This is a genomic window from Peribacillus sp. R9-11, from assembly GCF_031345095.1.
Classification (GTDB): domain Bacteria; phylum Bacillota; class Bacilli; order Bacillales; family DSM-1321; genus Peribacillus; species Peribacillus butanolivorans.
Window position 1 is genome coordinate 430,096 of record NZ_CP133763.1, and the last position, 16,654, is coordinate 446,749.

The 16,654-nt window shown below is 39.3% G+C and carries 20 protein-coding genes; 12 read left to right on the forward strand and 8 right to left on the reverse strand.

Annotated elements, in window-relative coordinates; genetic code table 11:
* Positions 1 to 192: 192 nt before the first annotated feature.
* The 10 genes from pruA (at position 193) to RE409_RS02135 (ending at position 10,142) form a co-directional block, all read left to right on the forward strand.
* Positions 193 to 1,740, forward strand: coding sequence for an L-glutamate gamma-semialdehyde dehydrogenase (gene pruA, locus RE409_RS02090; RefSeq protein ID WP_309558427.1), 1,548 nt, complete (start codon positions 193 to 195; stop codon positions 1,738 to 1,740).
* Between the two features lie 273 nt (positions 1,741 to 2,013).
* Positions 2,014 to 2,304: an Asp-tRNA(Asn)/Glu-tRNA(Gln) amidotransferase subunit GatC gene (gatC, locus tag RE409_RS02095; RefSeq protein WP_053344220.1), complete on the forward strand. Its 291-nt coding sequence runs from the start codon at positions 2,014 to 2,016 to the stop codon at positions 2,302 to 2,304.
* A gap of 12 nt (positions 2,305 to 2,316) precedes the next feature.
* Positions 2,317 to 3,777: an Asp-tRNA(Asn)/Glu-tRNA(Gln) amidotransferase subunit GatA gene (gene gatA, locus RE409_RS02100; protein WP_309558429.1), complete on the forward strand. Its 1,461-nt coding sequence runs from the start codon at positions 2,317 to 2,319 to the stop codon at positions 3,775 to 3,777.
* A gap of 12 nt (positions 3,778 to 3,789) precedes the next feature.
* Complete coding sequence (gene gatB / locus RE409_RS02105; RefSeq protein WP_309558431.1) at positions 3,790 to 5,217, forward strand: Asp-tRNA(Asn)/Glu-tRNA(Gln) amidotransferase subunit GatB; 1,428 nt, start codon at positions 3,790 to 3,792, stop codon at positions 5,215 to 5,217.
* Between the two features lie 183 nt (positions 5,218 to 5,400).
* Positions 5,401 to 5,943: a sigma-70 family RNA polymerase sigma factor gene (locus tag RE409_RS02110; protein WP_309558432.1), complete on the forward strand. Its 543-nt coding sequence runs from the start codon at positions 5,401 to 5,403 to the stop codon at positions 5,941 to 5,943.
* Complete coding sequence (locus RE409_RS02115; RefSeq protein ID WP_201183232.1) at positions 5,940 to 6,407, forward strand: hypothetical protein; 468 nt, start codon at positions 5,940 to 5,942, stop codon at positions 6,405 to 6,407. The genes RE409_RS02110 and RE409_RS02115 overlap by 4 nt, the downstream gene beginning before the upstream one ends.
* A complete protein-coding gene (locus RE409_RS02120; RefSeq protein WP_201183231.1) occupies positions 6,400 to 7,470 on the forward strand; it encodes a hypothetical protein in 1,071 nt (356 codons plus the stop codon). The genes RE409_RS02115 and RE409_RS02120 overlap by 8 nt, the downstream gene beginning before the upstream one ends.
* A complete protein-coding gene (locus tag RE409_RS02125; RefSeq protein WP_201183230.1) occupies positions 7,467 to 8,405 on the forward strand; it encodes a hypothetical protein in 939 nt (312 codons plus the stop codon). Before RE409_RS02120 ends, RE409_RS02125 begins: the two co-directional genes overlap by 4 nt.
* 183 nt (positions 8,406 to 8,588) lie before the next feature.
* Positions 8,589 to 9,503, forward strand: a complete 915-nt coding sequence (locus RE409_RS02130; RefSeq protein WP_201183229.1) for a diacylglycerol kinase — start codon at positions 8,589 to 8,591, stop codon at positions 9,501 to 9,503.
* A gap of 63 nt (positions 9,504 to 9,566) precedes the next feature.
* Positions 9,567 to 10,142, forward strand: coding sequence for a GNAT family N-acetyltransferase (locus RE409_RS02135; RefSeq protein ID WP_201183228.1), 576 nt, complete (start codon positions 9,567 to 9,569; stop codon positions 10,140 to 10,142).
* A 78-nt stretch (positions 10,143 to 10,220) separates the two neighbouring features.
* On the opposite strand, the gene RE409_RS02140 is transcribed toward RE409_RS02135, so the two are convergent.
* On the reverse strand, positions 10,221 to 10,439 hold the full coding sequence (locus RE409_RS02140) for a hypothetical protein (RefSeq protein WP_053344229.1): 219 nt from the start codon (positions 10,437 to 10,439) through the stop codon (positions 10,221 to 10,223).
* Between the two features lie 188 nt (positions 10,440 to 10,627).
* On the opposite strand from RE409_RS02140, the gene rlmD reads away from it, so the two are divergent.
* Together rlmD and RE409_RS02150 are read left to right on the forward strand one after the other, a co-directional pair.
* On the forward strand, positions 10,628 to 11,998 hold the full coding sequence (rlmD, locus tag RE409_RS02145) for a 23S rRNA (uracil(1939)-C(5))-methyltransferase RlmD (protein WP_201222339.1): 1,371 nt from the start codon (positions 10,628 to 10,630) through the stop codon (positions 11,996 to 11,998).
* A gap of 253 nt (positions 11,999 to 12,251) precedes the next feature.
* Complete coding sequence (locus RE409_RS02150; protein ID WP_201183224.1) at positions 12,252 to 12,800, forward strand: YitT family protein; 549 nt, start codon at positions 12,252 to 12,254, stop codon at positions 12,798 to 12,800.
* A 32-nt stretch (positions 12,801 to 12,832) separates the two neighbouring features.
* On the opposite strand, the gene RE409_RS02155 is transcribed toward RE409_RS02150, so the two are convergent.
* The 7 genes from RE409_RS02155 to RE409_RS02185 all read right to left on the reverse strand — a co-directional run bounded on the left by RE409_RS02155 (position 12,833) and on the right by RE409_RS02185 (position 16,554).
* On the reverse strand, positions 12,833 to 13,693 hold the full coding sequence (locus RE409_RS02155) for a DUF421 domain-containing protein (protein ID WP_201183222.1): 861 nt from the start codon (positions 13,691 to 13,693) through the stop codon (positions 12,833 to 12,835).
* A gap of 32 nt (positions 13,694 to 13,725) precedes the next feature.
* Entirely contained in the window at positions 13,726 to 13,932 is a 207-nt protein-coding gene (locus tag RE409_RS02160; RefSeq protein WP_053344233.1) for a DUF1657 domain-containing protein, read from the reverse strand.
* 12 nt (positions 13,933 to 13,944) lie between these two features.
* Entirely contained in the window at positions 13,945 to 14,295 is a 351-nt protein-coding gene (gene spoVAE / locus RE409_RS02165; protein ID WP_053347930.1) for a stage V sporulation protein AE, read from the reverse strand.
* 5 nt (positions 14,296 to 14,300) lie between these two features.
* Positions 14,301 to 15,311, reverse strand: coding sequence for a stage V sporulation protein AD (gene spoVAD / locus RE409_RS02170; RefSeq protein ID WP_053344234.1), 1,011 nt, complete (start codon positions 15,309 to 15,311; stop codon positions 14,301 to 14,303).
* The gene (gene spoVAC, locus RE409_RS02175; protein WP_201183220.1) at positions 15,311 to 15,790 is read right to left on the reverse strand and encodes a stage V sporulation protein AC; all 480 of its coding nucleotides are present in this window, start codon (positions 15,788 to 15,790) and stop codon (positions 15,311 to 15,313) included. Before spoVAC ends, spoVAD begins: the two co-directional genes overlap by 1 nt.
* A gap of 20 nt (positions 15,791 to 15,810) precedes the next feature.
* Entirely contained in the window at positions 15,811 to 16,281 is a 471-nt protein-coding gene (locus RE409_RS02180; RefSeq protein ID WP_201183218.1) for a YhcN/YlaJ family sporulation lipoprotein, read from the reverse strand.
* A 69-nt stretch (positions 16,282 to 16,350) separates the two neighbouring features.
* Positions 16,351 to 16,554: a DUF1657 domain-containing protein gene (locus RE409_RS02185; protein WP_053344237.1), complete on the reverse strand. Its 204-nt coding sequence runs from the start codon at positions 16,552 to 16,554 to the stop codon at positions 16,351 to 16,353.
* Positions 16,555 to 16,654: the final 100 nt, after the last annotated feature.

Below are 16,654 nucleotides of genomic sequence, written 5' to 3' on the forward strand. Positions count from 1 at the left end.
AAGCTTAACAAGCTTCATCTTTTTTATTTGGAACAAATCTAGCCATGAGTAACCTTAACAAAATGGCTTTATGCCTGGCTATTATTCTTGAATGATATTATCTTATTTATACATAATTTGAAGAGTTTAACAGTTTTGGTTAGAATAAGATTGATAGTGTTGAAAAGTTATTTAAAACAGGGAGGGATTGTTTTGGTGCAATTGTATAAACATGAACCGTTTACGGATTTTTCTCAAGTGGCAAATAGCGAGGCGTATAAACAGGGGTTAGGCAGGGTGAAAACATACTTAGGTCAGAATTATGATTTAGTCATTGGTGGAGAAAAAATCTCTACAGAAAATAAAATTATTTCTATTAATCCAGCTAAAAAAGAAGAAGTGATAGGCTATGTATCGAAAGCCAATCGTGAGTTGGCTGAGAAGGCAGTTCAGGCAGCGGATGCGACCTTTCAGACATGGCGTAAGGTAAAGCCTGAAGTAAGGGCAGATATACTGTTCAAAGCGGCAGCTATTGTCCGACGGAGGAAACATGAATTTTCGGCCTTGCTGACGAAAGAAGCTGGCAAGCCGTGGAATGAGGCAGATGGTGATACGGCTGAGGCTATCGATTTCTTAGAGTTTTATGCAAGGCAGATGCTCAAATTAAAAGACGGAATTCCTGTACAGAGCAGACCGAATGAAAATAATCGCTATGATTATATTCCACTTGGAGTGGGAATTATTATTTCCCCGTGGAATTTTCCTTTTGCTATTATGGCAGGAACGACTGTTGCGGCCATCGTAACGGGAAATACGGTTCTGTTAAAACCGGCATCGACTACTCCGGTTATCGCGGCTAAATTTGTGGAGGTGATGGAGGAAGCAGGTCTGCCTAAGGGGGTATTGAACTTTGTCCCGGGGAGCGGTTCAGAAGTAGGCGATTATCTTATCGATCATCCCCGCACCCGTTTTGTTTCATTTACAGGATCTCGTGAAGTAGGTACGAGAATTTATGAACGTGCCGCAAAAGTGAATGAAGGTCAAATTTGGCTGAAGCGGGTGATTGCGGAAATGGGTGGTAAAGATACGATTGTAGTTGATAAGGAAGCGGACCTTGAATTGGCTGCTCAATCGATCGTGAATTCGGCATTCGGTTTTTCCGGGCAAAAGTGTTCTGCCTGTTCCCGGGCGGTCATTGTTGCTGAAGTATATGATCAGGTGCTAGAGCGTGCTTTAGAACTGACAAAGGAATTGTCCGTTGGTGATCCAGAAGATGGTGCAAACTTCATGGGGCCGGTCATCGATGGTCAAGCTTATAAAAAAATCATGGAATACATTGAAATTGGGAAACAAGAAGGTCGTTTAGCCGCTGGTGGAAAGGGTGATGATACAACCGGTTATTTCATTGAACCAACGATCATTGCCGATCTTGATCCGTATGCCCGGCTCATGCAAGAAGAGGTTTTCGGCCCAGTTGTTGCTTTTTCGAAAGCAAAAGACTTTGATGAAGCGATTGAGATTGCAAATAATACGGATTATGGCCTGACGGGAGCAGTAATTACAAATAATCGTGAACATATGGAAAAAGCACGTGATGATTTTCATGTGGGAAATCTATACTTCAACCGTGGATGTACGGGCGCGATTGTAGGCTATCAGCCGTTCGGAGGCTTTAATATGTCAGGTACAGACTCAAAAGCAGGAGGACCCGATTATCTTATCCTTCATATGCAAGGAAAAACGACTTCAGAAGCATATTAATGGAAATGTAATCCCTTCCTATTTAGGAAGGGTTTTTTCAAGAATAGAGAACATTTGACTAATTTGACCGCCTTCTTGGAATTTCCCCGGAAATTTCGGCAACTTTCTCATATTTCCCGGAAAATACTTCTTTTTCTTTAAGAAATATTTGAATTTCGACATGGTATCTCTTGTTGCTTTACTGTGCAATAGTTTGATATGATTTAAACGATGATTTTATGGAGAAAAGCGACTATTTTAGTCGATTTGGATATTTTTTCGGAGGTGAAGAGAATGTCACGAATTTCTATGGAACAAGTAAAACACGTTGCCCATTTGGCTCGTTTGGCAATTACGGAAGAAGAAGCAGAACAGTTTCAGAATCAGCTTGAACAAATGATTTCATTTGCGGAGCAGTTGAATGAACTTGATACGGATCAGGTAAACCCGACTTCTCACGTTTTGGATATGAAAAATGTAATGCGCGAAGATGTTGCAAAACCAGGATTACCAGTAGAAGAAGTAGTTAAGAATGCACCGGATAGCAAAGAAGGATATATCCGTGTACCAGCCATTATGGAATAAGGAGGGACAATGATGTCGTTGTTCGAACAAAAAGTTTCCGAGCTTCATCAACGTTTACATAATAAAGAGATCAGCGTTACTGATCTTGTTAACGAATCGTATAAGCGAATCGGACAAGTAGAAGACAAGGTGAAGACATTTTTGACATTAGATGAAGAAAACGCCCGCAACCAAGCAAAACAATTGGATGACCAATTAGTAAAAGGCGAGAGCCAAGGCGCCCTATTTGGCATGCCAATCGGTGTGAAGGATAATATTGTTACTAAAAATTTACGGACAACTTGTGCGAGCAAAATTTTGGAGAACTTTGATCCAATCTATGATGCAACCGTTGTTCAAAAGTTACAGCAGGCAGAAACGGTGACAATTGGAAAATTGAACATGGATGAATTTGCGATGGGTTCTTCAAATGAGAACTCAGCATATCAGGCAACACGCAATCCATGGAATACGGATTATGTACCAGGTGGCTCTTCAGGTGGTTCAGCTGCATCTGTCGCTTCTGGTGAAGTCTTATTCTCATTAGGTTCTGACACAGGTGGATCGATTCGCCAACCAGCTGCATACTGCGGAGTTGTCGGCTTAAAGCCTACATATGGACGGGTTTCCCGTTTCGGACTTGTAGCCTTTGCTTCTTCATTAGATCAAATCGGTCCGGTGACAAGAACGGTTGAAGATAATGCATACCTTCTTGAAGCGATTTCAGGCGTCGATCCAATGGATTCCACATCTGCTAACTTAGACGTACCGAATTTTGTGAATTCATTAACAGGCGATGTTAAAGGGTTGAAAATTGCAGTTCCTAAAGAATACCTTGGTGAAGGTGTTGGGGAAGAAGCACGTAATTCTGTACTTGAAGCTTTAAAAGTATTAGAAGGACTTGGAGCTGTATGGGAAGAAGTTTCCCTGCCGCATTCCAAATATGCTCTAGCTGCTTACTATCTGCTTTCTTCATCAGAAGCATCGGCAAACCTTTCCCGTTTTGATGGCGTTCGCTTCGGTCACCGTACAGATAATGCAGAAACCTTAATTGAAATGTACAAGCAAACTCGATCGGAAGGATTCGGTGACGAAGTAAAACGCCGTATCATGCTTGGAACTTTCTCCTTAAGCTCTGGTTATTATGATGCTTATTATAAAAAGGCTCAAAAAGTGCGTACATTGATCAAAAAAGACTTTGAAGATGTATTTGAAAAATATGATGTAATCGTTGGACCGACAACACCTACACCAGCTTTCAAAATCGGTGAAAAAGTTGCCGATCCATTAACGATGTATGCGAATGATATTTTAACGATTCCTGTCAACCTTGCTGGCGTACCAGGTATTTCCGTACCTTGTGGTTTCGCTGCTAATGGTCTACCGCTTGGTCTGCAAATGATCGGGAAGCATTTTGATGAAAGCACGATTTACCGCGCTGCTCACGCATTTGAGCAAGCAACAGATTTTCATAAACAATTTCCTAAGCTGTAAGGGGTGAAAAAAATGGACTTTGAAACGGTAATTGGTCTAGAAGTACACGTAGAATTAAAAACAGATTCAAAAATTTTCTCATCGAGCCCGAACCAATTCGGTGCCTCTCCAAATAGCAATACGACTGTAATCGATCTTGGCTATCCAGGTGTATTGCCTGTCGTCAATAAAAAGGCTGTTGATTTTGCAATGAAAGCTGCTATCGCGCTAAATTGTGAAGTGGCAGAAATCACGAAATTTGACCGGAAAAACTATTTTTATCCAGACAATCCGAAAGCTTACCAAATTTCTCAATTCGATCAGCCAATCGGTGAACATGGCTGGATTGAAATCGAAGTCGGTGGCAAGAAAAAGAAAATCGGCATTACACGTATTCATATGGAAGAAGATGCTGGTAAGCTGACACATAAAGGGAACTATTCACTTTGTGATTACAACCGCCAAGGTACTCCGCTTGTTGAGATCGTATCCGAGCCGGATATCACGTCTCCTGAAGAAGCGTATGCTTATCTGGAAAAATTGAAATCCATTATTCAATACACGGGTGTTTCCGATTGTAAAATGGAAGAAGGCTCACTTCGCTGTGATGCTAACATTTCCTTGAAACCAGTTGGGCAAAAAGAATTCGGTACGAAAACTGAATTGAAAAACTTGAACTCATTCAACTTCGTTCGTAAAGGGTTGGAGCATGAAGAAATCCGACAAGCAGAAGTATTGAATGAAGGCGGCGTAATCGAACAGGAAACACGACGTTTCGATGAAGCTACAGGTAGAACAGTTCTAATGCGTATTAAAGAAGGCTCTGATGATTACCGCTATTTCCCGGAACCAGATTTATTGACTATCCATATCGACGAAGAATGGAAAGCACGCATTACTGCGGAGATTCCAGAACTTCCAGATGCACGAAAAAAACGTTACGTTGAAGAATTTGGTTTACCAGAGTATGATGCTGCTGTTTTAACGGTAACAAAAGAAATGGCTGATTTCTTTGAAGCAACAGTTGCTTCAGGTGCGGATGCGAAACTTGCATCGAACTGGGTCATGGGTGAGGTTTCTGCTTTCTTAAACGCAGAAGGGAAAGAACTGCATGATATGGCGTTGACTGCTGAATCATTGGCAGGAATGATCAAACTGATTGAAGATGGTACAATTTCTTCTAAAATCGCGAAAAAGGTATTCAAAGAGTTGATCGAAAACGGTGGTAACGCAGAAACGATCGTTAAGGAAAAAGGACTTGTCCAAATTTCTGACGAAGGTGCATTACGATCAGCGGTTGAAGAAGCTTTGAATAATAACCCGCAATCAATTGAAGATTTTAAAGCTGGTAAACAAAAAGCAATCGGCTTCCTTGTCGGACAAATTATGAAAGCGACAAAAGGCCAAGCTAATCCACAACTTGTTAATAAAATTTTGGTTGAAGAAATCAATAAACGTTAATAATTGACCGTATCACTTTCTAAGTGATGCGGTTTTCATATGGTTATCAAAAGAGTTTTACGAGGAAATACTGGAACTTATAAGTGAGAAATTAATTTTATATTTTTTTTGGAGTTATCTGTAGGGGTAACTCCTTTTTGTGTCGTCTATTACATGAATGCTTAAATGAAAGGGGGGAGAGAAGTGACAGATGAGTTAGTGGAGAAGGTGAGAGGTGGAAATGATCATGCTTTCCGGATATTGATAGAAACGTATAAGGAGACGATTTTTAGAACCGTCTATTCCGTTTTACGCAATCAAAAGGATGCAGAAGATGTCACCCAGGAAGTCTTTATCAAAATCTATACTTCTCTTCCTCAATATAAAAATCAAGGTTTTAAAACATGGATTACGCGTATTGCCGTCAATCATGCAATAGATTTGAAGAGAAAACGAGAAAGGCAAAAGGAAGAATCACATGAAGTACAGCCTTCGGAAGCTCATTTAGGCCTATCTGATGATGTTGAGGCAGTGTTTTTTCGAAATGAAAAACGAAAGCAAGTATTACGGAAGCTGAATGACCTTCCGGAGGGGTATCGGGACGTTGTGTATGGCTATTACATACAAGAAAAAACATTCCAGCAAATTGCAGAGGAACAGCAGATTCAAGTCAAATCTGTTGAGGTAAAGCTATATCGGGCAAGGAATTGGATGAGAAAACATTGGAAAGAGGAGGATTTTTCATGAACCATGTTTCTGAAGCAGGGTGGATTGCTTATTTGGCGGATGAAATGCCTGATAATCTAAAAATAGAATATGAAAATCATTTATACTCCTGTGACGAGTGTTTAACAGTCTATATGGAGGCGATGGAAAGAGCTGAATCTAGTCTGCTCGTTGAAGAACTTGATATAGCAGATTCTGTTATGAGCTCGATTGCTCAACTAAATGAAGTATCTAATGAAGAGGTTAAGCAAATCAGAAAAGAAAAATCTCTTCGGACGATTACAAGACATTACCTGATTGCCGCTGGTTTTACGATTCTATTAATGGCAGCCGGAGTTTTTCAATCCCTGACTGAATACGTTGATTCTGTAGAATCCAGTACTGTAAAGGAAACTCAGACCTTAACCGATGGTCTTATTGATAAAACATTTAATTGGATGGACTCTATTGAAAAGAAAAATAAGGAGGGGTTTAGAAATGAATAAAAGTCCGATATTAGCTTTTTTGTTATCATTTCTTCCGGGTTTTGGTCATTTTTACCTAGGTAGGAGATATAAAGGTTTATTTTATTTTCTAGCCACGCTTGGATTAGGGCTGGGAGGCTTTTTTCTTACATTGATTAGTCAATTGGAAGCGTTTCTTGCCTTTTCCATTATAGGAATGGTGTTTTATTTCATCAGTATATTTGACTTGGTAGTTACCTCTCTAAGAAATCCTAAAAGCGAAACGGATGCAGGGGGAATAGTGGATCAGCCGGAAGCAGAAAGATTCTATGTAATTGTCCTTTCATTCGTGCCTGGTCTCGGACATTTTCAGCTCGGCCTCATGAATCGGGGACTTATTTTTCTAATTGGCTTTTTAGGCCTTGGCATTATGGTGATATTCATCAGTGTGATGACACAAATGGAAGGTCTGCTAATATTCATGGCTTTATTGCCAGTTATCTGGATTTACAGTTTTTTTGATTCTGTTCAACAGCTGAATAAAAAGCAAAGGGGTGAGGAGCTTATTGATCGGACCGTGTTGGAAGATTTCGAGGAGAGACGGGAATCTGGGAAGAAGAGTAAATCGGTCGCGACTTTATTCGCCATTTTCCCTGGGGCAGGTCATTTATATTTAGGGCTGCAAAAACGCGGAATCCAATTAATGGCCGGCTTTTTATTCGCCATTTATATATTGGATTTACTCCGTTTAGGATTCTTCTTTTTCCTTATTCCGATCATCTGGTTTTACAGCTTTTTTGATGGATTACAAAAAGCGGCTAAAATGGAAGAGGGTCCTGTTGAAGATACGCCCATAATTTCGGGAATTGTCAATCAGCAAAAATGGGTAGGCCTTGGTTTGGTGGGGCTAGGAATTTATTTCTTGGCAAGTAACATTATCGTTCCGGCAATTGCACCTCATTTAGATGAATGGGTTGGAAGCAACTTAGAATATTGGTTTAGAGATTATTTTCAAAAAGGACTCGTGTGTATCCTTCTTATAGGTGGAGGAATAAAATTGTTAGCTGGAAGTAAAAAAGCGAGAGACAAGGAGGAGACAAAATGAGAACATGGAGAGTCGGAACAATTTCAATGGGAGTCTCTCTGGTTGGTTTAGGTATGATTTTACTGATTTCTCAAATCGCAAATATGAATATGACGACGATTCTTCTTTCTTGGTGGCCGTTGCTTTTCATTATTTTGGGAGTGGAAATTCTCTTCTATATCTATTTTTCCAGAAAAGAAAGTTCCTTTGTAAAATATGATATTCTTAGTATTCTTTTCGTAGGATTGCTTGGAACGACGGGAATTGTTTTAATTCTGCTGACATCAAGTGGAATAATGGATCAAGTCAGGGCAGCCGTGCAAAGCGAAGAAAAAACAGTGAATTTACCTGGGTTCAATGAAAAGGCTGGAAAAGACATTCAGAGGGTCGTTCTAGATTCTGGATCATACCCATTGACGGTTGAAAGTGGGACCGATGAAGAAGTTTCTATATTCGGGACATATGATGAGCTTGTAACAGTAGATGCTGAATCCCTGTTGAAAAAGACGGAAGATTATTTAATGGTTGAGAGAAACGGTGATACACTTTATATCAGCTTCAAGGATTTACCGGTTCAAAATAGCCTTTTAGGCGGAGGCAGGACGAATCTCAAGGCTACTCTTATTATCCCTGCTGAATTATCATTAGAGATTAATGGACAAAGCACGGATCTTGTCTTAAAGCCAAGACAGCTTTTAAGTAATTGGAGTGTAAAAGATAGCGGCTACCTTAGCGTATACCTTCAAGAAAATAGTGATATCAAGATTGAAGCAAAAGGTGTCGAGGAGCTCGAGGGGCCTGAAAATAGCTGGAAAACGACCGAGATAAAAGAAGAAGACACGAATGAAGAAGGCACTGAAAAAACTGAAAAAAAGAATGGTACACTAAAGTCTGGAAAAGGGAATCATATCTTAACTGTCTTCGATACATATAAAGTGAATGTTCATTACCCATAATTTTAAACCATTTACTAGAATAAAATTGTAAAAAGCTTTATAATTTCCCTGATAAGATTTCTAGAAAAAGCATATAAAGAAATGGGCCGAAATGCGGTCCTCTTTTTTTTCGAATATTGCTTTTCATGTAGTGAACGATTAATATGTAATTTATGGAATCAATTTGTATAAGGATGATGGGAAATGAAAAGAGCAAGGTTGATTTACAACCCGACATCAGGCCGGGAAGCCATTAAGAAGAGTTTACCAGGGGTGCTTGCAAAGCTTGAAGCAGCTGGATATGAGGCTTCTACACATGCGACGACCGGTGCTGGTGATGCAACGAATGCAGCTAAAATTGCCATTGAACGCGGCTATGATATTGTCATTGCAGCAGGAGGCGACGGAACGATTTATGAGGTTGTTAATGGACTGGCCACTGCAGAAAAGCGCCCAAAACTAGGAATTATTCCGACAGGAACGACGAATGATTTCGCGCGGGCACTGCATTTACCGAAGTCAATCGAAGGGGCAGCTGATATTATTGCCAGTGGGCATACGATGCCAATCGATATTGGAAAAATGAATGATAAATATTTCATCAATATTGCTGGTGGGGGTCGATTGACTGAATTGACCTACGACGTGCCAATCAAGCTGAAAACAATGCTTGGGCAGCTAGCTTACTACATTAAAGGGATTGAAATGCTACCTTCTATCAAGCCGACAGAAGTTTCAATCGAATATGATGGAAGGCTTTTCGAAGGCGAGATTATGCTATTTTTAGTCGCCAATACAAATTCGGTCGGTGGCTTCGAAAAACTCGCACCAGACGCATCCCTTAATGACGGCATGTTCACGTTACTTATTTTGAAAAAGGCAAATCTTGCTGATATTGTCCGAGTCGTAACTTTGGCAATGCGCGGTGAACATATACATGATAAAAATGTCATTTATGAAAAAGCAAATCGGATCAAAGTAACTGCCAAAAAAGACATGATGCTTAATTTGGACGGGGAATTTGGTGGCATGGCCCCAGCTGAATTCGTAAACCAGTACCGTCATTTTGATGTATTCATCCCGGAAGGAATATTGCCGGACGATCCAACAAATAAATAATGAAAAGAAGGTCACTAAAGTGGGTGGCCTTTTAATTTTAATCTAGCAAGGAGAATGGGTAACGTGTACATCAGAAGAGCGACACCAGAAGACGCAGAAAAGGCAGCAGTATTAACACGACTTGCGATAAAGGAAATTGCCGAGGAGTTAACTGGCGAAACAGAAGAAGAAACAATACTCGCCGTTCTTGCCGACTTTTTTAGAAAAAGTGGAAATCGAATCAGCTATGAAAATACCTTCGTTAGTGAACATAATGGGGAAGTATCTGGACTGATCATTGCCTATCATGGAAAAGATGCTAAAGGGTTAGATGAACCAATAGTTGAAAGATTACGGCGGAAAATGAAAGATTCGAGTATTACACTCGACAAGGAAGCAGAGAGTGATGACTTTTATCTGGATACATTATGTGTTGACCCGAATTTTCAAGGGATAGGAATTGGAAGTGCACTGATTCAATATGTTGAGGAGTATGCTAAGGAAAAAGGCTACCCAAGGGTTTCTTTAGTCGTTGAAGATGTGAATGAAGGGGCAAATCGACTCTATAACAGGTTAGGATATAAGAAAATAAAAACCATTATGATAAGTGGCTATGAATTTGGATATATGGTAAAAAAATTAGAAGAACCCCTTGTTTAACAGGGGGTCCTTTTTACGTGTGTTTTTGATATATCTCTTCTTCCACCATTCATTGAACTTTTCTTAGTGGAATGGGATCTACATTTGCTGTCCGTTCATCGCAGCCCAATCAGCATAAACTCCGGTTCCGTTGCAGCCGGGACAGTCGTGTATATCGGAAAAATGATATTCCGTTGGTACGAAAGAGCTGTATCCTCGCCCATAACAATCCGGACAGAGGCCCTTTTCCTCCATGCTTACTCGATGTTTTTCTAGCCTGTTTGCATTCCAGGCAGATATAGAGTTAAACAAACCCATTTCTTCACCTCATCTATTTTTCCTTATTTTTCTTTTTTTACCTCGCTTTTATACATGGAACTATGAAAAAACGTAATTCCTTCTACTATTATTTTATGAAAACCAATGTAAATTGGTGAGTCGTTTTGTGGCAAGGCTCTGAATGTGGTAAAATACAGGCTAGCTTATAAAAGAAAAGAGAAGATGATATGAAAAAAACAGCACCCGTTGCTAAAAATGATATTATAGAGGTTTTATTCGAAGATTTAACGCACGAAGGAGCTGGAGTAGCTAAAGTTGATGGCTATCCGATCTTTGTTCAGAACGCCCTTCCTGGTGAAAAGGCAAAAGTTAAAGTAATGAAGACAAATAAAGGTTATGGCTTCGGACGTTTGATGGAGATTATAGAAAATAGTCCGTATCGAGTTGAGATTACAACTGAAGACTTTCATAAATACGGTGGCTGTCAGCTACAGCATATGAGCTATGAAGGACAGTTGGAATTCAAAGAAAAACAAGTCCGTGAAGTGATGACTCGCATTGGAAAACTTGAGGATGTGAAGGTACACCCGATAATTGGTATGGAAAACCCAACTCATTATCGTAACAAAGCCCAAGTGCCTGTTGGTGAAAAGGACGGCAAGCTAATAGCGGGATTCTTTAAACCACGGACACATGAAATTGTAGAAACGAAAGAAAGCATTATCCAAAATGAAGTGATTAGTGAAGCTGTTCAAGTTGTAAAAGAAATCATCAGTAAACTTGGTATCCCTGCTTACAATGAAAAAACCCATAAAGGTGTATTGCGTCACATTATGGCTCGTTATGGCAAGCAAACAGGCGAATTGATGATAGTACTCGTTACAAGAACGAAAAGTATCCCTTTCATCGAAACAATCGTGAAGGAAATCGTTGAACGTCTTCCACAGGTGAAATCAATCGTCCAAAACGTAAATTCGAAGAAAACAAATGTTATCTTGGGCGACAACATGACTTTGCTATGGGGTAACGAAGTAATCTATGATTTGATCGGTGACGTGAAATTTGCGATTTCCGCAAAATCCTTTTATCAAATTAATCCAGATCAAACGAAGGTTCTTTATGATAAAGCACTTAATTATGCTGGTCTAACGGGCGAAGAAACGGTGATTGATGCTTATTGTGGCATTGGTACCATTTCATTATTCTTAGCACAAAAAGCGAAAAAGGTTATTGGTGTGGAAGTTGTATCAGAAGCGATTGAAGATGCACGCCGCAACGCTGAATTAAATGAAATCACAAATGCAGAATTCATCGTTGGTGATGCAGGAAACGTCATTGCTGAATGGTATCAAAAGGGTAACATGGCAGACGTCATCGTTGTTGATCCACCTCGTAAAGGTTGTGAAGAATCTCTTCTAAACACAATCATTGAGATGAAACCTAAAAAGGTCGTTTATGTATCTTGTAACCCAGGAACCTTGGCACGGGACCTTCATATTTTAGAAGAAGGCGGATATAAAGCAGTTGATATCCAACCTGTTGACATGTTCCCGATGACTACACATGTTGAAAATGTAGTGTTGTTAGAATTGAAATAATGGTGTAAGTGCCCAGTCATTGGACTGGGCTTATTTTATATTGATTTATATAAGTGTCTTTGTTAGATAGAGATGATGAAGCAGGACCCATTAAGGGCTCTGCTTTTTCAATGTGGTGTCAAAAATTGTAGTAAGGGTGCTGAGGAAAAAAATCTTTTACAAGTATATTCTTGACGTTCTAACTTGGACATATATTATGGAATATCGAATATCGAATGGGAGGTAAGGTGATTTTATTAAATTCCAAAAAGTGATGGCTGTAATTGTTGGTAGCTTTTTGATAGGTATTGGAATTAATGGGTTTTTAGTTCCGTATCATTTAATAGATGGCGGTGTTATTGGAATTGCTCTTATTATTCATTATTTTTTGGGCTTTCAAACGGGGTTATCCATGTTAGTTCTTAGTATTCCTTTATTTATATATGCTTGGTACTATGAACGTCACCTTTTCTATAGCAGCATCCATGGATTACTTTTGACTTCTCTTTTTATGGATTGGTTGAGTCCATTAAAAAAGGCATTTTCTATTTCCATTCTCAGTAGTTCGTTAATTGGCGGAGCTATCATTGGGCTGGGCATAGGGCTTATGCTTCGATATGAGACAAGCAGCGGAGGAACAGATTTGTTAGCAAAATTCATTTCCAAATCTTCCTCCATAGATATTGCTATAGTTATTATTGTCATCGATACACTCATTATTACAGCTGCCGTCTTTATCTTAGGTATGAGAATTTTTCTTTTTTCATGTCTGACGATTGTCATTATTGGACTGATTACATCACTTATGAAAGTGAGGGATTAAATTTTCTTATCAACCCAAAAGTATAAAATAAATTAGTTTTTTAAGATGAAGGCTACATGGTCAATTGCCTTTTGCAATTTTTCACTATTTTTGCTATACATTTCTTTAGCTTCCTTTGATTCAGTTCCAAGGGCAAATAACTCTAAGTCTGCTTGGCATTTTTTCAAAGTTGCGAGCATCAAAGGCTTTTCTTGTGGAGATGGCACTTTAATTTTATCATCAAAAAGATCCACGTTTAATTCACCATTGGAATTTGCTTGTCCAAGAAAGACATTCTCGATGGTTACGCCTAGCTTATCCAATTCGGTTTTCAACCAATTTCGGTTTAGGCCAATCGTGGAAAGTGGTTCATCAAGGATTTCTCCATCCATAATGACAGTCTGAGCCTCCTTGACTGAAGCAACTGCCAGATTCAAATCTTTTGCTGTTAAAGGTTGATTTTGCTTTTTTAACATAACAGAAAAGTCACCGTTTGCTTCTAACAAACCAAACTCAACATCAGCTACATCAAAGACATCCTTCTTTCGAAGTAACCCTAACAATTCATCAGTTGTATACTTTTCCTTTTTTAAATTGTCTTCCATGACTTTTCCATCTTTAATAAACACTGAGGCTTTTCCTTCCACAAGATCACGAATAGTTTTGCTTTTCAAAGAAATTAATCCTGCTATAAAAGGTGCGAGTGCAAAAACGAGAATAGAAAGCACCCCATTTATAATACTTCCTTCAACCTTTGTGGCTAACTCTGCCCCAACGTTCCCGATGGTTATGCCAGTTACATATTCAAAAAAGGAAAGCTGAGATATCTGTTTTTTACCTAACCATTTTGTGATTAAAAAAAGGACAATTAAAAAAAATAGTGACCGTAAAACGATTTGTAACCATTCAGGCATTACTTAGCACCTCCTGCAAATCATAGGTTTAATCAAAAACCCTTATATTGTGGTTCCTCTCGTTCTAATTCTCCAACTCGCTTGTGTACATCCTTCATCACTTCATTCACTACCATCATCGTTTCATGCAGGATACGTTTCGATTCATCATCTTGAGTTCGGAGTGCAAGGCTAGATAAACCAGCTTCTACACCCTTAAGGCTGGCGACACATTGTTTCACTTCAGATGCAATAGTCATCCTATATTCTCCTTATCCTTTTGGTTTAAAAATAATAGCTCCTATCATTCCGAAAATAATTGCTGCTGATATCCCGGCACTAGTTACTTCAAACATTCCTGAAATTACACCAATTAAGCCATGCTTTTCTGCCTCGGCCATTGCCCCATGCACAAGCGAATTCCCGAAACTTGTAATGGGGATCGTTGCGCCTGCACCTGCAAAATCAATAAATGGTTCGTATAAACCAAACCCATCTAAAAGAGCACCTACGACAACAAAGGTACTTAATGTATGGGCGGGTGTTAGCTTGAATACATCAAACATTATTTGCCCGATTACACAAATAAAGCCTCCTACAACAAAAGCCCAAAAATAAATCATCATTGCTATTCACCACCATATTCAATCGAAACGGCATGGGCGATACATGGAATCGTCTCGCTTTGCTGAAAGGATAGAGGAGATAATAATGCGCCGGTAGCTACGACTAACATACGTTTGAAATCTCCCTTTTTCATGCGGTTTAATAAATGCCCATATACAACCGTTGCTGAACATCCTGGTCCACTGGCTCCGGATAAAACTGGTTGCCCCTCTCTATAAATCATTAATCCGCAATCCTTATACTGTTCTTCACGTATAGGGGTTCCATGTTTTTTAAATAATTCTAATGAAGCTTTTTGCCCAATCTTTCCTAAATCTCCAGTTACAATCAAATCATAATAGGAAGGGTCGATGTTTCGTTCTCTTAGATGGGTCTCAATTGTATCGACAGCTGCTGGAGCCATGGCTCCTCCCATATTAAATGGATCGGTCAATCCCATGTCAATGACCCGGCCGATTGTGGCTGAAGTAACTCGAGGGCCTTTTCCGGAACTACTTAATAAGGCAACTCCTGCACCCGTAACGGTCCATTGGGCAGTGGGAGGCTTTTGACCGCCGTATTCAGTTGGGTAACGGAACTGCTTTTCAACAGCGGTGTTATGACTAGAAGCACCTGTTAACAGATAATCCGCTCCTTTGGTGTTAACAAGGTAAGCGCCGAGAGCAAGTCCTTCCATAGAGGTAGAACACGCTCCAAACAAGCCAAGATAGGGTGTACCCAAAGTTCGACAGGCAAAACTTGTAGGTGTTATTTGATTAATGAGGTCGCCGCCAAGGAAAAACTGAATCTGATCTTTTTGAAGGCCAGCCTTTTCGATTGCTTTTGTACTTGCTTCTTCTATGAGGACTTTGTGAGCCTTTTCATAGGAATCTTGATTTATCCATAAATCGGAATGAAGTAAATCAAAATCATCTGCAAGTAATCCTTCAGCTTCAAATGGTCCCCCGACAGTTCCTGTGGAGAGTATGACAGGTTTTTGATCGAAAACCCATGTACGATGACCCGTCAGCATTATAAACCACCCCATTGAATAAGAATTGTTTTAATCAGAGCAACAATAAAAGCGGAAAAAACGCCGAATAAGATGACGGAGCCTGCCAATTTAAACATATTACCACCAACTCCTAAAACAAATCCTTCTGTTCGATGTTCAATAGCGGCTGATATGACAGCATTCCCGAATCCTGTAAGCGGTACTGCAGATCCAGCTCCCCCAAATTGAGCGATTCGGTCATACACTCCAAATCCAGTAAGAAGCATAGCAATGAAAATTAGCGTTCCTGCAGTGGGGTTCCCAGCCGTTTGATCTGTGAAATCAAAGTAATGAATATAAATATTTTGAATAAACTGCCCGATAAGGCAAATGATTCCACCTGTTATAAAAGCTTTAATGCAATTTAGTAGTACTGGTCTTTTTGTTTCCAGTTGGGTTTGAAGTTGTTGATATTCTTGTTGGACAGGGGTTAATTTTTTCTTTTTATTATTTGACATGCTTGTATCACCTCTTCCATCTACGTCTGTTCCTTCATTAAACTTTTGATTTCTTTGAAGTCTTTTTTCAGTGAGTCCATCTTAGTCTTATCTTTTTCGAGCTTTTGTTCCAACTGGTCAAGTTCTAAAAACATCTTTTGGTCAGTTGAGATAAGAATTTTATAATCTGGGAACATGTTTTCTAAGTCTGATTGTGCTTGTTTTTTAACGCTCTTTAAACGGAAACGATCAAAATTATCTACTTTGACTGCCACTAACAATTCCTTATCGCTATTTACGGCTTTTACATCCGAAACCTCTTCCTCTGCTAATAGCCTATCTTTAGCTTGATTGGCCACGGATTGCTTTATTGGACTGCTAGTATGTACCTTCGAAATATTCAAGTTTTTATTATTATCTATTTGATTCGAATTTCCGGAACATCCTGAGACAAACCCGATAACAGTTATTAAAAAAAGGAATGTTTTTAATGTCTTCATTTTGTATTTCAAGGAATTGCCTCCTCAAATTAAAGATATAAAAAAGGTTGGTTGCCTCAACCAACCTTTTTATATGATTACTTATTGCTTATATTGTGGTTCTTCTTGCTCAATCTGATCAATACGAGGAGAAACGCTGTCAACAATCGATTGTGTTTGTTGAGCAGCTTGTTGATAAAGTTGTTTGGCTTGCTCGTTGTCCGTTGAAAGGGCGAAGGTCTCGAAGCTTGCTTGAGCACTTTTTAGTCCTGCTAAAGTCGTTTTAACATCACTGATTACTGTCATGGGTGTTACCTCCTTGGTTTTTAACTGCCTTTTTAGAATAAGGAAACATCAATTTTTATATACCTACCAAAATTCTCTAGATTGTGAAAAATAGTGATTT